Annotated in this window: 7 protein-coding genes; 5 read left to right on the top strand and 2 right to left on the bottom strand. The window is 61.8% G+C overall.

Features of this window, described 5'->3' with window-relative positions; all coding sequences use genetic code 11:
• Window positions 1–11: 11 nt before the first annotated feature.
• Complete coding sequence (locus tag QMX98_RS11885) at window positions 12–1,814, bottom strand: acyclic terpene utilization AtuA family protein (RefSeq protein WP_282410794.1); 1,803 nt, start codon at window positions 1,812–1,814, stop codon at window positions 12–14.
• A 178-nt stretch (window positions 1,815–1,992) separates the two neighbouring features.
• Here QMX98_RS11885 and QMX98_RS11880 point away from each other — a divergent pair, with 178 nt between their 5' ends.
• The 3 genes from QMX98_RS11880 (at window position 1,993) to QMX98_RS11870 (ending at window position 4,620) form a co-directional block, all read left to right on the top strand.
• Complete coding sequence (locus QMX98_RS11880) at window positions 1,993–2,616, top strand: TetR/AcrR family transcriptional regulator (RefSeq protein WP_010461210.1); 624 nt, start codon at window positions 1,993–1,995, stop codon at window positions 2,614–2,616.
• 95 nt (window positions 2,617–2,711) lie between these two features.
• Window positions 2,712–3,506 carry a transporter substrate-binding domain-containing protein gene (locus tag QMX98_RS11875; RefSeq protein WP_172792463.1) on the top strand — a complete coding sequence of 265 codons (795 nt, stop codon included), beginning with the start codon at window positions 2,712–2,714 and terminating at the stop codon, window positions 3,504–3,506.
• Between the two features lie 100 nt (window positions 3,507–3,606).
• Window positions 3,607–4,620: a GNAT family N-acetyltransferase gene (locus QMX98_RS11870; RefSeq protein WP_282410793.1), complete on the top strand. Its 1,014-nt coding sequence runs from the start codon at window positions 3,607–3,609 to the stop codon at window positions 4,618–4,620.
• Between the two features lie 157 nt (window positions 4,621–4,777).
• Here QMX98_RS11870 and QMX98_RS11865 read toward each other — a convergent pair whose 3' ends face one another.
• Complete coding sequence (locus tag QMX98_RS11865) at window positions 4,778–5,326, bottom strand: RNA polymerase factor sigma-70 (protein ID WP_010461205.1); 549 nt, start codon at window positions 5,324–5,326, stop codon at window positions 4,778–4,780.
• 378 nt (window positions 5,327–5,704) lie between these two features.
• Between QMX98_RS11865 and QMX98_RS11860 the strand changes: the two genes are divergently transcribed.
• Both QMX98_RS11860 and QMX98_RS11855 read left to right on the top strand, forming a co-directional pair.
• Window positions 5,705–18,688 carry a non-ribosomal peptide synthetase gene (locus QMX98_RS11860; RefSeq protein WP_282410792.1) on the top strand — a complete coding sequence of 4,328 codons (12,984 nt, stop codon included), beginning with the start codon at window positions 5,705–5,707 and terminating at the stop codon, window positions 18,686–18,688.
• Between the two features lie 218 nt (window positions 18,689–18,906).
• A complete protein-coding gene (locus tag QMX98_RS11855; RefSeq protein ID WP_282410791.1) occupies window positions 18,907–19,719 on the top strand; it encodes an alpha/beta fold hydrolase in 813 nt (270 codons plus the stop codon).
• The last annotated feature ends 72 nt before the right edge of the window (window positions 19,720–19,791 follow it).

The raw sequence follows: 19,791 nt of genomic DNA, 5'->3' as shown, positions 1-19,791 counted from the left end.
GCGACCGTCCTCTAGTTGACCTGGTCGGCGATGCCCTGGGGCACCGGAATCTGGATGTCCAGCAACTGCTGGGCGAAGGCTTTGCCTTGCGGATCGATTCGCAGGCTGGCCACGCCACCGCCGCCGAGGGCGTTCTCCAGGAGAAAATTGAAACTGTGGGTGCCGGGCAAATACCAACGCTCGACACGTCCGTGGATCGGGTCAAGGACATGGCTCATCCAGTCGACCATCACCTCAGGCGTCAGGGCTTCGGCGATCCATGGCAGATACTCGGCTTCCCGGGCCATGACGCCGATGTTGCTGTGATTACCCTTGTCGCCGGAGCGCGCGACGGCGAGTTTGATCAGGGCCACGCTGGCATCGGCGCGGCCTGTGGGTTGCGGCGGGTCGAACGGAACGGGCAAGTCATCCGGGTCGAGCACATCGACGGCGGGCAGGGCGCACGGGTGGCGTTGGCCCTGCAGATCAATTTCCAGCGTGCAGGCGGTTTTGTCGATGAGGAACGAGAACAGCCGGATCAGCGGATACACCGTCGGCCGTCCACCGACAATCCCGGTCAGTCCCGGCGCCATGCCGGTGGCGGCCTGGGCGATTTCCCGGGAGAACACGATCAATGCCTGTTTGTTCGGATGGCGCACCGCGAGTTTGATCACCACTTCGCGGCTGTCCTGGCGTTGGCTGTGGGCACCGTAAGTGGCCTCGCTGCCCAGGAGTTCGATGTTCACTTCACTGTAGGGCGCCCAGCCGCGCTGGCTGAAGATCTCCGAGGTCTTGTTGATGATCGCCTGGCCGACCCGTTCGGCCTTGGCCACGGCATCGATCCCGGCGATCAGGCAACTGGCGGTGCAGCGGAAACCGTCCGGGTAGGTCGCGCTGACCTTGTATTGATCGGTAGGCGGCAAGCCTTTGGCGCCATGCACCTGAACTGCGTTTTTACCTTGTTGCACGAGTTTGACCTGGGTGAAATCGCAGACCACGTCAGGCAGCAGGTAGGCCTGGGGGTTGCCGATTTCATAGAGCATTTGTTCGCCGACGGTCAACGGCGTGACCAGGCCGCCTGAGCCCTCGGGTTTGCTGACGATGAACTGGCTGTCGGCGCTGACTTCGACGATGGGGAAGCCAATGTGTTCGTAATCGGGCACATCGCGCCAATCGGTGAAATTGCCGCCGGTGCACTGGGCGCCACATTCGATGATGTGCCCGGCCAATGCGGCCTGGGCCAGTTTGTCGTAGTCATGCCAGGACCAGCCGAATTCATGGACCAGCGCGGCACTGACGACCGCGCTGTCGACGACGCGTCCGGTAATGACGATGTCGGCACCCAATCGAAGGGCTTCGACAATGCCCGGTGCGCCGAGGTAGGCGTTGGTCGAGACGCACATCGGCGGCAAGGGCGCGCCGCTGAACATTTCATGCAGGCCACGGCTGCTCAGCTGTTTGAACTGCGGTTGCAGGTCGTCGCCCAGCAACACGGCGATTTTCAGTGCCACCCCGGCCTTGTCACATGCCGCTTGCAAGGCAGCGGCGCAGGCCTGTGGATTGACCCCGCCGGCATTGCTGATGACCCGGATGTTTTGTTCGGCGAGTTGCCCAAGCAGTGGGCTGAGGACTTCGATGAAGTCGCCCGCATAGCCCGCCTGCGGATCTTTCATCCGTGCGCCGGCCATGATCGACATCGTGATTTCTGCCAAATAGTCGAAGACCAGATAGTCCAGACGCCCACCGTGCACCAGTTGCGCAGCAGCGGTTGAGGTATCGCCCCAGAACGCGCTGGCGCATCCGATGCGAATCGTTTCTGGCGCAGTCCTTTCCATAACCACCTCCGATAGAAGTGCATCGAGACTACCAAGCAAGCGCTTGGTTTGTAAACGACTGAAATATCTTCTGCCCGAGCGCTTGCTTGGTTGTCGTCGCCAGCTTAAATTGCCCGCGCAACCCCGCTGTTTTAGCGGCGGGCGGCGCATTTGATTGATCGACTGTAGGAGAGAATGGGTGGACGAGCAAAAAGCCCTGGGGGTCATGCGCGAATTGGTCGACAGCGGCCAATTGACCGACCCTGACAGCGCCCGCGGCAAACTGCTGCAAGTGGCGGCTCACCTGTTCCGTAACAAAGGGTATGAACGCACCACGGTGCGCGATCTGGCTGGCGCCGTGGGCATTCAGTCGGGCAGCATTTTTCATCACTTCAAAAGCAAGGACGAGATCCTGCGCGCGGTGATGGAAGAGACCATCCGCTACAACACGGCGTTGATGCACGCCGCCCTGGCCGAGGCCGGCAATGTACGCGAGCGGGTGCTGGCGCTGATTCGCTGCGAATTGCAGTCGATCATGGGCGGCAGCGGCGAGGCCATGGCGGTGTTGGTGTACGAATGGCGTTCGCTGTCCGAAGACGGTCAGGCGCAGGTGCTGGCGCTGCGCGATATTTACGAAGCGCTTTGGCTGCAGGTGTTGGGTGAAGCCAAGGACGCCGGTTTTATCCGCGGCGATGTGTTCATCACGCGTCGTTTTCTGACAGGGGCGTTGTCCTGGACCACCACCTGGTTTCGTGCCGGCGGCAGCATGAGCCTCGATCAATTGGCCGATGAAGCATTGATTCTTGTGCTCGAAGAGAAGTAATAAGGTGTCATGAGCCAGCAGGAAACTGGCTAAGTGGCCGAAACCGCCTAGCTTGAATGCATTGATGGGTATTTTTTGGGGAGTGGGTTGTTTTGATGTCTTCGCCAATTAGGACGGCCACGCGGCTTTTGCTGGCGTCGCTCGCGGCGGTTTGGGTATTGCCGTCCCAGGCTGCACAACTGGTGCGTGTCGGTGCCGCACATTTCCCGCCTTATACCGTGCGCCCGGAATCCGGTGCCGACACTGGCCTGCTGCCGCAATTGGTAGAAGCCTTGAATCAATCGCAGAGCGACTATCAGTTCGTCCTGGTGCCGACTTCGATTCCTCGGCGATTCGGAGATTTCAAGCAAGGTCGGGTCGACATGGCCATTTTCGAGAACCCGGACTGGGGCTGGAAGGACATTCCCCACGTCAGCGTCGACATGGGGCTTGAAGACGCCGAGATTTTCGTCGCGCAACGTGAGCCCGAGCGCCAGCAAAGTTATTTTGCCGACCTCACCGGCAAGCGTCTGGCGCTGTTCAGCGGCTATCACTACGAGTTCGCCAACTTCAATGCCGACCCGAAATTCCTCGCGCAGAACTACGACGCCACGCTGACCTATTCCCATGACAGCAACCTGCTGATGGTGCTGCGCGGGAGGGCAGACATTGCCTTGGTGACGCGTTCCTACCTGAGCGATTACCTGCTGCGCAACGAGCTCGTGGCCGATCAGCTGCTGGTGTCGCAGCGCGTCGATCAGGTGTATCACCACTACGCGATCCTGCGTCCGTCCGCGCCCATCAGCGGCGAGGCGTTCGGCAAGTTGCTGCAAGGGTTGCGGGACAATGGGCAGATGCTGAAGATTTTCGATCCATACAAGATTGCGGTGGTGGCGGTGCCCAAGCCCTGAATGACACCGCAGGTCGCGCCAATTCGCGACTTCACTTAAATTTCCTGCCCCGGCTCACGTCACAGGGTTGAACTGTCGACGATTATCGTGAGCCCGACCCATGCCCAATCTGAATGACCTGACTGCCCTGGCCTTGCCCAACGGAAGCCGTCTTGTAGCTGATGAAACCCAAAGTCGCCTGCACCTCAGCCTGGAAGGGCAGCCGCTGATCGAGCTGCGCCTGACCCGCGAGCCCGATGTGCAGGTGCAGGTCGAAAAGCATTTCGACACGCCTGAAAGTCAGGCGCTCTGGGCCACCTGCTATTGGCTGTTTGCCCGTGATCCGGCGTGCCAGCACCTGACGTTTCAACTGCAGCAATCGCCTGCCGACGCCTTGGCGAGCGGTTTGCTGATTCCCACCGACACCGCCGGCCAATACCGTTGCGAACGCACGCTGTTCTGGCAGTTGCCCCAGCCGTGGCTCAGCCAGGCGCAGGCCGACACTTATCCGCAGCAAATGGTCATCAGTGGCGGCAAGCGTCATCCGCTGCGCCCGCTAAAACCACGCGGTGAAGTCTATCGGCGCTTCGATGCGCGGCTCGGTGGCTGGATTTCCCTGCGCACGCTGGATATCGATCTGGACCTGGGGCGTTTCAATCGCTGGCAGAACAGCCCGCGGGTCGCGAGTTTCTGGCAGGAGGAGGGCAGCCTCGAGCAGCACCGCGAGTACCTGAGCAAACTCGAAGCCGATCCTCACACCCTGACCCTGATCGGTTGTTTCGATGATCAGCCGTTTGCCTATTTCGAAGCCTACTGGGCCAAGGAAGATCGCATCGCGCCGTTCTATGACACCGGCGATTACGACCGTGGTATCCACATGCTGGTGGGTGAAGAAAATCACCGTGGCCCGCACAAGGTGGCGAGCTGGTTATCGGCGTTGACGCACTACCTGTTTCTCGACGATCCGCGCACCCAGCGAGTCGTCGCCGAGCCTCGCGCCGACAACGGGAAGATGATCAAGTACATGCAGGATCAGGGTTACCACTGTGAGAAAGAGTTCGACTTTCCGCACAAGCGCGCGGCGTTGATGATGCTGGGGCGGGAGCGGTTTTTTGCTCGGTGCAAGTTGGCGTGATGCTTATGGCTCAAGGTCTGCACTGACCTTGAGTGCCCCATCGCGAGCAGGCTCGCTCCCACATTGAATCTCCAGTGAACACACAATCGGTGAACACCAAAGATCCAATGTAGGAGTGAGCCTGCTCGCGATCGGGGTCACCGCAAACTTTGAGCTTTTAGCGACGGGCAAAGGTATCCACACGATTGCCCGACACCTTGCGGCAGTGCACCAGCGCATCGCGAATCATGAAGTTCACCAGTGTCGGCGAGACGCCGAGTTCCTTGGCGATGTCCTTTTGCGGCACGCCGTGCAGGCGGTACATCTCGAAGGCGTAACGGGTACGGCTGGGCAGCTCCGTCAGCGCATCGGCGATGTTTTCCAGGGTCGAGAAATTGATGTGCGAGGTTTCCGGCGAAGCGCCCTGAATCACCACGTTCAGACCTTCCTCTTCCGGCCCGGAGTATTTCTGCTCCAGCGCCTGCTTGCGATAGTGGTCGATCGCCAGGTTGCGCACGATCTGGAACAGATAACTGAGCTGAGCCTTGAAGGATGACGTGATTTGCGGCGCCGATTGCAGCCGGAAAAACGCATCCTGGACCACGTCTTCAGCACGCGACCGGCAACCGGTAATCCGCGCTGCAATCTTGACCAGAATCAGTCGGTTGTCGACAAAGGCCTGAAGTAGCGGTGAATCGCACCTGCTTGTGGATACTTGTTCCGTCATGGAAATCACCTTGCTGCCAATAGGTTGGTGGGGCGGCGGGGGGTGGCCGTCCTACACATCGAGCGACAAATTATGCTGAATGATAATGATTGTCAATTGAGAAAGAGAACTAATGCTCCTCAGCGGTGCAGAGTGAGAACTGCGACACGCTGTCGCACTCGCGTGCAGCAGTTGGTTCCGTTGACGATCGACCCTGCCGACTAATTATTTCAAGACGTCATCCGTTCTCATTGGTGAAAGGTGCCGGGTAAATCCCGGCCAAAACCGCACTCCCAATGCCTTGCGCAGTCGGCGAAGACCGCGTCCTGCATGCCCTTTAGTGGGCGTGACGTAAGAAAACCGATTCCATTTGCAAGCCGAATTCAGGCAGGAAACCTCATGACCGACGCGTTCGAACTCCCAAGCAATCTGGTCCAAGCCCTCCAGCGCCGAGCGGCCCTGACGCCGGATCGGGTGGCCTTGCGTTTTCTCGCCGAAACCCCGGAGCAGGCCGTGGTCCTCAGTTATCGCGAGCTGGATCAGCGGGCGCGGACCATTGCCGGTGCGTTGCAGGCCGAGGCTGAGTTCGGCGATCGCGCCGTGCTGTTGTTTCCGAGCGGCCCGGATTACGTCGCGGCGTTTTTTGGTTGCCTGTACGCCGGAGTGATCGCGGTGCCGGCTTATCCGCCGGAGTCGGCTAAACGTCATCACCAGGAACGTTTGCTGTCGATCATCAACGATGCCGAGCCGCGCCTGCTGCTGACCAGCGCCGGCCTGCGTGACGCCTTGCAGCAGATTGAAGGTGCGCCGCCGCTGCTGTGCGTCGACACCCTCGACGGTGCCTTGGCCGCCAGCTGGGTCGCGCCGAACCTGGCCGGTGACCACATCGCCTTTTTGCAATACACCTCCGGTTCCACCGCGTTGTCCAAAGGCGTGCAAGTCAGCCACGGCAACCTGGTGGCCAATGAACTGCTGATCCGTCATGGCTTCGGTATCGATCTGAACCCGGATGACGTGATCGTCAGCTGGCTGCCGCTGTACCACGACATGGGCCTGATCGGCGGTCTGTTGCAGCCGGTTTTCAGCGGTGTGCCGTGTGTGTTGATGTCGCCGGCGTATTTCCTCGGCCGGCCGTTGCGCTGGCTGGAAGCGATCAGCGAATACGGCGGCACGATCAGCGGCGGCCCGGATTTCGCCTATCGCCTCTGCAGCGAGCGCGTCAGTGAGTCGGCGCTGGAACGCCTCGACCTGAGCGGCTGGCGCGTCGCGTATTCCGGCTCCGAACCGATTCGTCTCGACACCCTCGATCGTTTCGGCGAAAAGTTCGCGGTGTGCGGTTTCACCACTGACAGTTTCATGGCGTCCTACGGGTTGGCCGAAGCCACCTTGTTTGTCGCCGGAACCCCGCGCGGTCAGGGCATCGGCAACCTGCGCGTGGACGATCAAGCCCTGGCCCAAAACCGCGCAGAGCCTGGCGAGGGCAGCGCGATCATGAGTTGCGGCATCAGCCAGCCGGATCACGCGGTGTTGATTGTCGACCCGGTCGCGCTCAACGAACTCACCGACAACGCCGTCGGCGAAGTGTGGGCTGCCGGGCCTAGCATCGCCCATGGCTACTGGCGCAACCCCGAGGCCAGCGCCAAGACCTTCGTCCAGCACAACGACCGGACCTGGCTGCGCACCGGCGACCTGGGTTTCATGCGTGACGGTGAACTGTTCATCACCGGGCGCCTGAAAGACATGCTGATCGTTCGTGGTCACAACCTGTATCCGCAAGACATCGAACAGACCGTCGAACGCGAAGTGGAAGTGGTGCGCAAAGGTCGTGTCGCGGCCTTCGCGGTCACTGTCGATGGCCAGGAAGGCATCGGCATCGCCGCGGAAATCAGCCGTAGCGTGCAGAAAATCCTCCCGCCCGACGCGTTGATCAAAGCCATCCGCCAAGCGGTGGCCGAGGCGTATCAGGAAGCGCCGAGCGTGGTGGTGCTGCTCAATCCGGGCGCATTGCCCAAAACCTCCAGCGGCAAACTGCAACGTTCGGCCTGCCGCAATCGTCTGAAGGACGGCAGTCTCGACAGCTACGCGCTGTTCCCTTCAGCGGACGTTCAGGGCGAATCCGGCACAGCGTCGGGTTCCGAACTGCAAGCCTTGATCGGCCAGATCTGGAGCGAGCAACTGCAGGTCAAACAGGTCAACGCCGACGATCACTTCTTCCTGCTCGGCGGCAATTCCATCGCCGCCACTCAAGTGGTTGCTCGACTGCGTGAAACACTCGGACTGGAGCTGAACCTGCGCCTGCTGTTCGAAGCGCCAACCCTCGGCGCCTTCACAGCCGATGTCGCTCAGCTGCAACAGGACGGCGGCCTGGCCCAAGGCGTGATTACTCCGTTGTCGCGTCACGAACCGATGCCACAGTCTCTGGCGCAAAACCGCCTCTGGATTACCTGGCAACTCGATCCGCACAGCAGCGCCTACAACATTCCCGGGGCTTTGCGCCTGCGTGGCGAGCTGGACGAAAACGCCTTGCGCGCCAGTTTCCAGCAGCTGATCGAACGTCATGAATCCTTGCGCACACGCTTCTTCGAACGGGACGGCGTGGCGCTCCAGCAGGTCGATGCGGCGGGCGAATTCAACCTGCAATTGATCGACATCAGCGAACTGCCCGCCGAGGAGCGCGAAGCCCGCGCGCTGCACATCCGTGAGGACGAAGCCCGCACCCAGTTCGATCTGGAGAAAGGCCCGCTGCTGTGGGTGACGCTGGTGCGCCTCGACGACGATGACCATCAACTGCTGGTGACGATGCACCACATCATTGCCGATGGCTGGTCGCTGAACGTGCTGATCGACGAGTTCTCGCGCCTGTACGCCGCGGCTTCCCAGGGACAAAAGGCCACGCTTCCCGCATTGCCGACCCAATACGCCGATTACGGCAGCTGGCAGCGTCAATGGCTGGCGCAAGGGGAGGGCGAGCGTCAACTCGCCTACTGGAAAACGCAGTTGGGCGAAGAGCATCCAACGCTGAACCTGGCCACCGATCATCCGCGCTCGGCGCAGCACGTTCACAGTGCTGCCCGCCACTCGATAAAACTCGCCGCGCCCCTGAGCGATGCCATTCGCCAGACCGCCCAGGCGCATGAGTCGACGCCGTTCATGCTGTTGCTCGCCGCCTTCCAGAGCCTGTTGCACCGCTACACCGGCCAGCGCGACATCCGCATCGGCGTGCCGAATGCCAACCGCCCGCGCCTGGAAACCCAAGGGCTGATCGGCTTCTTCATCAACACCCAGGTGCTGCGTGCCGACGTGGATTCGCGCCTGCCATTCGTTGAGCTGCTGGCGCAAACCCGCCAGGCCGCGCTGGGGGCGCAAGCGCATCAGGATCTGCCGTTCGAACAACTGCTCGAAGCGTTCCCGCAAGCGCGCGAACAAGGCTTGTTCCAGGTGATGTTCAACCACCAGCAACGTGACTTGAGCGCGCTGCGCCGCCTGCCGGGATTGCTCGCCGAAGAACTGCCGTGGCACAGCCGCGAAGCCAAGTTCGACCTGCAACTGCACAGCGAAGAAGACCAGAAGGGTCGCTTGAGCCTGTCCTTCGACTACGCCAGCGAGCTGTTCGACGCGACGACCATCGAGCGCCTGGCCGAGCATTTCAGCCACCTGCTGCGAGCCATTTGCGAGCTACCGTCCACCGCCATCGGCGACCTGCCACTGCTGAGCGCAAACGAACACGACCAACAATCGTCCTGGAGCGCCGCGCCGTGCACACCGGCCAGCCAATGGTTGCCGGAACGGCTCAACGAGCAAGCGCGCCAGACCCCGGAACGCACCGCGCTGATCTGGGACGGCGGCAGCCTCGATTTCGCCGAATTGCACATCCAGGCCAACCGCCTGGCCCATTACCTGCGCGACAAAGGCGTCGGTCCGGACGTCTGCGTGGCCATCGCCGCCGAGCGTTCGCCGCAGTTGCTGATCGGCCTGCTGGCGATCATCAAGGCTGGTGGTGCCTATGTGCCGCTGGACCCGGATTACCCGGCCGAGCGCCTGGCCTACATGCTCAGCGACAGCGGTGTGGAGTTGCTGCTGACCCAGACCCAATTGCTCGAACGCCTGCCGGCCACCGATGGCGTCAGCTTCATCGCCATGGATGCGCTGCATCTGGAGAACTGGCCAAGCCAGGCGCCGGGCCTGCACCTTCACGGCGACAACCTCGCCTACGTGATTTACACCTCCGGTTCCACCGGTCAACCCAAGGGCGTCGGCAACACCCACGCGGCGCTCGCCGAGCGCCTGCAATGGATGCAGAACACCTACGGTTTGAACGACACCGACGTGCTGATGCAAAAAGCCCCGATCAGTTTCGACGTGTCGGTGTGGGAGTGCTTCTGGCCGCTGATCACCGGCGCCCGCTTGCTGATTGCCGGCCCCGGCGAGCACCGCGATCCGCATCGCATCGCGCAGTTGGTTCAGCAATACGGCGTGACCACGCTGCACTTCGTGCCGCCACTGCTTTCGTTGTTCATCGACGAGCCGCTGACCGCCGAATGCACCAGCCTGCGCCGGGTCTTCTCCGGTGGCGAAGCCTTACCCGCCGAGCTGCGCAACCGCGTGCTGGAACAGCTGCCGGCCGTGCAATTGCACAACCGCTACGGCCCGACCGAAACCGCAATCAACGTCACCCATTGGCACTGCGTCCGCGCCGATGGCGAGCGCTCGCCGATTGGCCGTCCGTTGGGCAACGTGGTGTGCCGCGTGCTCGACAGCGACCTCAACCCGGTGCCGGCCGGGGTGCCGGGTGAGCTGTGCATCAGCGGCATCGGCCTTGCCCGTGGTTATCTGGGCCGTCCGGGGCTGACCGCTGAACGTTTTGTCGTCGATCCACTGGGCGAGCAGGGCGCGCGTCTGTACCGCACCGGCGACCGTGCGCGCTGGACGGCGGATGGGGTCATCGAATACCTCGGTCGCCTCGATCAGCAGGTCAAACTGCGCGGCTTCCGTGTCGAGCCCGAAGAAATCGAAGCGCGCTTGCTGGCCCAGGAAGGCGTTGCCCAAGCCGTGGTGCTGGTGCGCGAAACCGCCGCCGGTGGCCAATTGATCGGTTACTACACCGCCACCGATTCCATTGAACAGGTTGATGTTCAAACCGCACGCCTGAAAGCCGCACTGGCGGCTGAGCTGCCGGAATACATGGTCCCGGCGCAGCTGATGCGCCTGGACGAAATGCCCCTGAGCCCGAGCGGCAAACTCGACCGTCGTGCCTTGCCCGAACCTCAATGGCAAGTGCGCGAACACGTCGAGCCGGTCACAGCGCTTGAGCAGCAAATCGCCGGCATCTGGCGCGAAGTGCTCGGCCTTGCGCAGATCGGCCTGCGTGACGATTTCTTCGCCCTCGGCGGTCATTCGTTGCTGGCCACGCAAATCATTTCCCGCACCCGTCAGGCCTGCGACGTTGAGTTGCCGCTGCGGGCACTGTTCGAAAACAGTGAGCTGGGCGCGTTTGCCGAACAGGTGCAACTGATCCAGGTCAGCGGCAAGACCAACCAGCAACCGCCCATCGAGAACGTCGACCGCCGCCAACCGGTGCCGCTCTCTTATTCCCAGCAACGCATGTGGTTTCTCTGGCAAATGGAGCCGGACAGCCCGGCCTATAACGTCGGCGGCATGGCACGGTTGCGCGGTGTACTCGATGTCGGGCGTTTCGAAGCGGCGTTGCAAGCGCTGATCATGCGTCACGAAACCCTGCGCACCACATTCCCGAGCATCGACGGCGTGGCCCGCCAACAGGTGCATGCGCAAACCGGCATGCGCATGGACTGGAAGGACTTCTCGGCACTGGAGGCCGACAGTCGTGAGCAACGGGTGCAGCAACTGGCTGACGACGAGGCACATAAACCGTTCGATCTGGAAACCGGTCCGCTGCTGCGCGCCTGTCTGGTCAAGACCGCCGAGCACGAACACTATCTGGTGCTGACTTTGCACCACATCGTCACCGAAGGCTGGGCGATGGACATCTTTGCCCGGGAACTGAGCGCGCTTTACGAAGCGTTCGTCGATGACCGCGAATCGCCGTTGGCACCGCTGCCAGTGCAGTACCTGGATTACAGCGTCTGGCAGCGCCAGTGGCTGGAATCCGGTGAGCGCCAGCGCCAGCTCGACTACTGGACCGCGCAACTGGGCCGCGAACATCCGCTGCTGGAATTGCCCGCCGACCGTCCACGTCCGCCGGTGCAAAGCCATCAGGGCGAACTGTTCCGTTTCGACCTGAGCGATGACCTCGCCGCACGGGTGCGCGCCTTCAACGCGCAAAACGGCCTGACCCTGTTCATGACCATGACAGCCGCACTGGCCGTGCTGCTTTATCGCTACAGCGGCCAAAACGACCTGCGCATCGGCGCGCCGGTGGCCAACCGGATTCGCCCGGAAAGCGAAGGACTGATCGGGGCGTTCCTCAACACCCAAGTGCTGCGTTGCCAGCTCGACGGGCAGATGTCCGTCGGTGAATTGTTCGAGCAGGTGCGCCACACGGTGATCGAAGGCCAGTCCCATCAGGACTTGCCATTCGATCACTTGGTTGAGGCCTTGCAGCCACCGCGCAGTGCCGCGTACAACCCGCTGTTCCAGGTGATGTGCAACGTGCAACGCTGGGAATTCCAGCAAAGCCGCACCCTGGCCGGCATGACCGTCGAGTACCTGGCCAACGATGCCCGGGCGACCAAGTTCGACCTCAACCTGGAAGTCACCGACCTCGATCATCGACTGGGTTGCTGCCTGACTTACAGCACCGATTTGTTCGATGAACCGCGCATTGCACGCATGGCCGGGCACTGGCGCAATCTGCTGGAAGAGCTGCTGAGCGATCCGCAACAGCGACTCTGCGAGTTGCCGTTGCTCGAAGCCACGGAACAGCAAAAGCTGTTGGACAGCCTTGGCGTCGAACCGGGGGAGCATCGCCTCGATCAATGCATCCATCACCTGTTCAGCGAGCAAGCCCTCGCCCGCAAAGATGCACCGGCGTTGACGTTTGCAGGTGAAACCCTGAGCTACGCCGAACTCGACAGCCGCGCCAATCGCCTGGCCTGGATGCTTCGCGAACGCGGTGTCGGCCCGCAGGTTCGCGTCGGCCTGGCGCTTGAGCGTTCGCTGGAAATGGTCGTCGGCCTGCTGGCGATCCTCAAGGCCGGCGGCGCTTATGTGCCGCTGGACCCGGAATACCCGCTCGATCGCCTGCATTACATGATCGAGGACAGCGGCATCGGTTTGCTGCTCAGCGATGCGGCGATGTTCGACGCGCTCGGCGAATTGCCGGCCAGCGTCGGCCGTTGGTGCCTCGAAGAGGACGCCGCCGCGTTGGCCCATTACCCGGCCACCGAACTGCCCTTTATCAGCCTGCCGCAACATCAGGCGTACCTGATTTACACCTCGGGTTCGACCGGCAAACCGAAAGGTGTGGTGGTGTCCCACGGTGAAATCGCCATGCATTGCCAAGCGGTCATTGAGCGCTTCGGCATGCGCCCGGACGATTGCGAACTGCATTTCTATTCGATCAACTTCGACGCTGCGACCGAGCGTTTGCTGGTGCCGTTGTTGAGTGGTGCGCACGTTGTCCTGCGCGCCCAAGGCCAATGGGACGCGGAAGACATCTGCGGGCTCATTCGTCGCCACCACATCAACATCCTCGGCTTCACCCCAAGCTACGGCAGCCAATTGGCGCAGTGGCTGGCGACCCAGGGCGAAATCCTCCCGGTGCGCATGTGCATCACCGGCGGCGAAGCCCTGACCGGTGAACACCTGACGCGAATCCGTGCGGCGTTCAAACCAAGCCTGTTTTTCAACGCCTACGGCCCGACCGAAACCGTGGTCATGCCATTGGCCAGTCTCGCACCCGAACAGCTGGAAGAAGGCTTGGCCAGCGTGCCGATCGGCAGCGTGATCGGCGCGCGGGTCGCCTACATCCTCGATGCCGACCTGGCCTTGGTACCGCAAGGCGCGACCGGTGAGTTGTTCGTCGGTGGCGCCGGTCTGGCGCAGGGTTATCACCAGAGACCAGGCATGACCGCCGAACGGTTTGTGGCGGATCCATTCGCCGCCGATGGCGGACGTCTGTACCGCACCGGCGACCTGGTGCGCCAGCGTGCCGATGGCCTGGTGGAGTACCTGGGGCGCATCGACCATCAAGTGAAGATTCGCGGTTTCCGCATCGAGTTGGGCGAGATCGAAACCCGTCTGCTGGAGCATGAGTCGATCCGCGAAGCCGTGGTCCTGGCCCTCGACGCGCCGAGCGGCAAACAGCTGGTCGGCTATCTGGTGACCGAGGTCGCCGAGCAGGACGAAACGCAACAAGCGGCATTGCGTGAAGCGCTGAAGCATCACCTCAAATCGCAACTGCCGGATTACATGGTGCCGACGCACCTGATCCTGCTGGCCAGCATGCCGCTGACCACCAATGGCAAACTCGACCGCCGCGCCTTGCCAGCGCCGGACCCGGAACTCAACCGTCAACACTACGTGGCGCCAAGCAACGAGCTAGAGCTGACCTTGACCGGCATCTGGTGCGAGGTGCTGAACATCGAGCAAGTGGGCCTTAACGACAACTTCTTCGAACTGGGCGGCGATTCGATTCTGTCAATCCAGGTGGTCAGTCGTGCGCGGCAGCAGGGCATTCATTTCAGTCCGCGTGACCTGTTCCAGCACCAGACCGTGCAAACCCTGGCCGCCGTGGCCACCCGCACCGAGCAGGTCACCGCCGAGCAAGGCCTGCTCAGCGGTGAGTCGCGTCTGACGCCGATTCAGCACTGGTTCTTCGACACGGACATTCCCGAGCGTCAGCACTGGAACCAGGCATTGCTGCTGGAGCCGACTGACGCGCTGGAACCCCATCGCCTGGAGCAAGCGCTGCTGGCGGTAATCGAACAGCACGATGCCTTGCGGTTGCGTTTCAGCCAGACCGACACGCAATGGCGCGCCGAGCATCAGGCGATTTCCAACGTGCCGGTGCTGTGGCAAGTGCGAGTTTCGTCCATGGACAAATGCGCCGCGCTGTTCGCCGATGCCCAGCGCAGCCTCGACCTCGAACAGGGGCCGCTGATGCGCGTGTTGCTGGTCGATGGTCCCGAGGGCGTACAACGGCTGTTCATCGCCATTCACCACTTGGTGGTGGACGGCGTTTCGTGGCGGGTGCTGCTCGACGATCTGCAAACCGTTTACCGTCAACTGGACGCCGGGCAGTCGGTCAAACTGTCGGCGAAAACCAGCGCTTTCAAGGATTGGTCCACCCGTTTGCAGGCCTATGCCGGCAGCGAATCCCTGCGTGAAGAACTGAGCTGGTGGCAGTCGCAACTGACCGGGCCGAATGCCGAATTGCCCTGTAATCGTCCTGAGGGCGGGCGGCAGAACCGGCATGCGCAAACCGTCAGCGTGCGCCTCGATGCCGAGCGTACTCTCCAGTTGCTGCAACAGGCGCCGAGTGCCTATCGCACGCAGGTCAACGACCTGCTGCTGACCGCGTTGGCTCGGGTGCTGTGCAATTGGAGCGGAGAGGAGTCGGCGCTGATTCAGCTTGAAGGCCACGGCCGCGAAACCCTGTTCGACGAGATCGACCTGACCCGCACCGTCGGCTGGTTCACCAGCGCTTATCCGTTACGCCTTATGCCGGCGAATGGGCAGGGTGCCTCGATCAAGGCGATCAAGGAACAACTGCGTGCCGTGCCGCACAAAGGCCTGGGTTATGGCGTGCTGCGTTATCTGGCCGATGATCTGAGTCGTCAGACCCTGGCCGCGTTGCCGGTGGCGCCGATCACCTTCAACTACCTCGGCCAGTTCGACCAGAGCTTTGGCCCTGACGCCTTGTTCCGTCCGCTGGACGAGCCCGTCGGCGCGGCCCACGATCCTCGCGCGCCGCTGCCCAATGAACTGAGCGTCGACAGTCAGGTGTATGGCGGTGAGCTGGTGCTGCGCTGGACCTTCAGCGCCGAACGCCACGATCCGCAAGCCATCACCGACCTGGCCAACGCTTATCTTGGCGAACTGCAAAGCCTGATCGAACATTGCCTGCGCGACGATGCGGGAGGCCTGACGCCGTCGGACTTCCCGTTGGCGAAACTGACCCAGCCGCAAATCGACGCGTTGCCAATCCCGGCCGCCGTCATCGAAGACGTCTACCCGCTGACCCCGATGCAGGAAGGCATGCTGCTGCACACCTTGCTGGAACCGGGCACCGGCCTCTACTACATGCAGGATCGCTACCGCATCAACAGCGAACTCGACCCGCAACGTTTCGCCCAGGCCTGGCAAGCGGTGATTGCCCGCCACGAAGCACTGCGCGCATCGTTCTGCTGGAACGTTGGCGAAGACATGCTGCAAGTGATCCACAAACCCGGCAGCACGCCGATCGAGATCCTCGACTGGACGCAAATTGCCGAAGCCGAGCAAGAGCCGAAACTGCAAGCGCTGCTCAAAAGCGAGCGTGAAGCCGGGTTCGATCTGCTCAATCAGGCACCTTTCCACCTGCGCTTGATCAAGGTCGGCGCGGCGCGTTACTGGTTCATTATGAGCAACCACCACATCCTGATTGATGCCTGGTGCCGCTCACTGCTGATGAACGATTTCTTCGAAATCTACCCCGCCCTCGGCGAAGGCCGGGAAGCGCAACTGACCGTGCCCCCGCGTTATCGCGACTATATTGGCTGGCTGCAACGCCAGAGCCTGGCCGAGGCGCGGCAGTGGTGGAAAACCAATCTGCAAGGTTTCGAACGGACCACGCCGATCCCGAGCGACCGGCCGTTCCTGCGTGAGCATGCCGGTGAAAGCGGCGGCATGATCGTCGGTGACCGCTACACAAGGCTTGATGCTCGTGACGGTGCGCAACTGCGCGAATTGGCGCAGGCGCATCAACTGACCATCAACACCTTTGCGCAAGCGGCGTGGGCCTTGGTGCTACGGCGTTTGAGCGGTGATCGTGACGTGCTGTTCGGCGTCACGGTGGCCGGACGTCCGGTGGACATGCCGCAGATGCAGCGCACCGTCGGGCTGTTCATCAACAGCATTGCGCTGCGGGTGAAAATGCCCGAGGACGATCAGCGTTGCAGTGTGCGCCAGTGGTTGAGTGGTTTGCTCGACAGCAACATGCAACTGCGTGAGTACGAATACCTGCCGCTGGTGAGCATTCAGGAAAACAGCGAACTGCCCAAGGGCCAACCGCTGTTCGACAGCCTGTTCGTGTTCGAAAACGCCCCGGTGGAAGTCTCGGTGCTGGACCGCGCACAGAGCCTCAATGCCACGTCGGACTCGGGCCGTACCCACACCAACTTCCCGCTAACGGCGGTCTGCTATCCGGGGGATGACCTGGGGCTGCACCTGTCTTACGACCAGCGTTATTTCGACGAATCGACCGTCGAGCGCATGCTCGGCGAGTTCAAGCGATTGTTGCTGGCGCTGGTCGAAGGCTTCCATGGCGACATGGCCGATCTGCCGTTGCTGGGCGACGAGGAACAGGATTTCCTGATCCACGGCTGCAACCAGAGCGAGCACGATTACCCGCTGGAACAAAGCTATGTCGCGTTGTTCGAAGCGCAGGTCGCTCGGCATCCGCAGCGGATTGCCGCCAGTTGCCTGGATCATCAACACAGTTATGTCGAACTGAACCGGCGCAGCAACCGCCTCGGTCATGCGTTGATCGCGGCCGGGGTCGGGCTGGATCAACCGGTGGCATTGCTGGCTGAACGTAACCTCGATCTGCTCGGCATGATCATCGGCAGCTTCAAGGCGGGCGCGGGTTATCTGCCGCTGGACCCGGGGCTGCCGAGTCAGCGTCTGAGCTGGATCATCGACCTGAGCCGCACGCCATTGCTGGTCTGCACGCAAACCTGTCGTGAACAGGCGGTCGCGCTGCTGGAGACGTTCAGTTGCGCCAACCGGCCGAAATTACTGGTCTGGGAAGAGGTGCAGGCGAGCGATGTATCGGTGGCGAATCCGGGTGTTTACAGCGGCCCGGACAACCTCGCCTATGTGATCTACACCTCCGGCTCCACCGGTTTGCCCAAAGGCGTGATGGTCGAACAGCGCGGCATGCTCAACAACCAGTTGAGCAAGGTGCCGTACCTGAATCTCAGCGAGGTTGATGTGATCGCCCAGACCGCTTCGCAAAGCTTCGACATTTCGGTCTGGCAATTCCTCGCCGCACCGCTGTTCGGGGCGCGGGTGGACATTGTGCCGAACACCATCGCCCATGATCCGCAAGGGTTGCTGGCGCATGTGTCGGCCCAGGGCATTACAGTGCTGGAAAGCGTGCCGTCGCTGATTCAGGGCATGCTCGCCCAGGAACGCATGAGCCTCGACGGCCTGCGCTGGATGCTGCCGACCGGTGAAGCGATGCCGCCGGAACTGGCGCATCAATGGCTGCTGCGCTACCCGGAGATCGGGCTAGTGAATGCCTATGGCCCGGCGGAATGCTCGGACGACGTGGCGTTCTTCCGCGTTGACATGGCCTCGACCCGAGGCAGTTACCTGCCCATCGGTACGCCGACCGACAACAACCGTTTGTACCTGCTCGATGGCGCGCTGGACCTGGTGCCGTTGGGTGCGGTGGGCGAGTTGTGCGTCGCCGGCACGGGGGTCGGGCGTGGTTACGTCAGCGACCCGTTGCGCACCGCCCTGGTATTTGTACCGAACCCGTTTGGCGCGCCGGGGGATCGTCTGTATCGCACCGGCGACTTGGCCCGACGTCGCAGTGACGGCGTGCTGGAATACGTTGGGCGTATCGACCATCAAGTGAAGATTCGCGGTTACCGCATCGAACTGGGTGAAATCGAAGCACGTTTGCATGAGCAACCGGAAGTGCGCGAAGCGGCGGTCGGTGTGCAGGAAGGCGTGAACGGCAAGCATCTGGTCGGCTATTTGGTCGCGGCGGATGCTTTGATCAAGCCAACGGAGCGACTCGAACGCATCAAGCAACGCCTGCGTACCGAACTCCCGGAATACATGGTGCCGCTGCACTGGTTGTGGCTGGAGCGGATGCCGCTCAATGCCAACGGCAAACTCGACCGCAAGGCGCTGCCGGCGCTGGAGATCGGCCAGTTGCAGAGCCAGGATTACCAGGCGCCGCGCACCGAGCTGGAGCAGACCCTGGCGAATATCTGGGCCGAGGTGCTGAAGGTCGAGAAGGTCGGCGCGCAGGACAACTTCTTCGAACTGGGCGGGCATTCGTTGCTGGCGACGCAGATTGCTTCGCGGGTGCAGAAAGCCTTGCAACGGGATGTGCCGTTGCGGGCGATGTTCGAGTGCAGCACGGTGGCGGAGTTGGCCGAGTACATCAACGGGTTGGCGGCGAGTGACATCACCGAGGAGAAGGTGGATCGCCTCAATGACTTGATGGCGGAGTTGGAGGGGTTTTGATTCTTTAGCGTCTGTGCGGGGCCTTTCGCGGGCAAGCCTCGCTCCTACAGGATTTGTGTCGTTCGCAATTTTTATGATCGACACCAGACCTGTGGGAGCGAGCCTGCTCGCGATGGCGTCATTGAATTTGCGCGAATTTGCGCGTTGACTGCCGCTTCGGACCGGCTCAGGCTGCCTCTGCTTTTTTTGTTGAATTCCCTTCAAAAAGGAGACAGCTAATGCCCTTTGTAACGATTGACGGACAGCCCCTTCACTACATCGATCAAGGCACCGGCCCGGCCGTATTGCTGGCCGGCAGCTACCTGTGGGACCAAGCCATGTGGGCACCGCAGATTGCTGCGTTGTCGCAACACTATCGGGTCATTGCCCTGGACCTGTGGGGCCACGGTGAATCCGGGTCACTTCCCGAAGGTACGAAGTCGCTGGATGACATCGCCCGCCAGGCCTTGGCGCTGCTCGATCATCTGGACGTTGATCGTGTCACGCTGGTCGGTCTGTCGGTCGGTGGCATGTGGGGCGTGCGACTGGCGCTGTCAGCGCCACAGCGGATCAATGGCCTGGTGCTGATGGACACTTACGTCGGCGTCGAGCCGGAACCGACTCGCCAATACTATTTCTCGCTGTTCAAACAGATCGAAGACACCGGTGTGATCGCGCCGCAGCTGCTCGACATCGTGGTGCCGATTTTCTTCCGTCCGGGCATCGATCCACAGTCGGCCCTGTATCAGGATTTTCGCGCGAAACTGGCGGCGTTGCCGTCCGAACGTCTGCGTGAAAGCATTGTGCCGATGGGGCGGATTACGTTTGGGCGGGATGATCTGTTGCCGCGTCTGGGCGAGCTGAACCCTGCCACCACGCTGGTGATGTGTGGCGATCAGGACAAACCGCGGCCGCCGTCGGAAACGAAGGAAATGGCCGGGTTGATTGGCTGCCCGTATGTGCTGGTGCCGGAGGCGGGGCATATCTCCAATCTGGAGAATCCGACGTTTGTGACGGAGGTGTTGTTGAAATTTCTGGCTGAGAGAAATTAGTCGGTCTTGCTGGCCCCATCGCGAGCAGGCTCGCTCCCACAGGGGGAATGCATTCAAATGTGGGAGCGAGCC

Source organism: Pseudomonas sp. PS02303 (assembly GCF_029959925.1).
GTDB classification, from domain to species: domain Bacteria; phylum Pseudomonadota; class Gammaproteobacteria; order Pseudomonadales; family Pseudomonadaceae; genus Aquipseudomonas; species Aquipseudomonas mandelii.
This window is presented reverse-complemented; position numbering and strand designations above follow the sequence as displayed.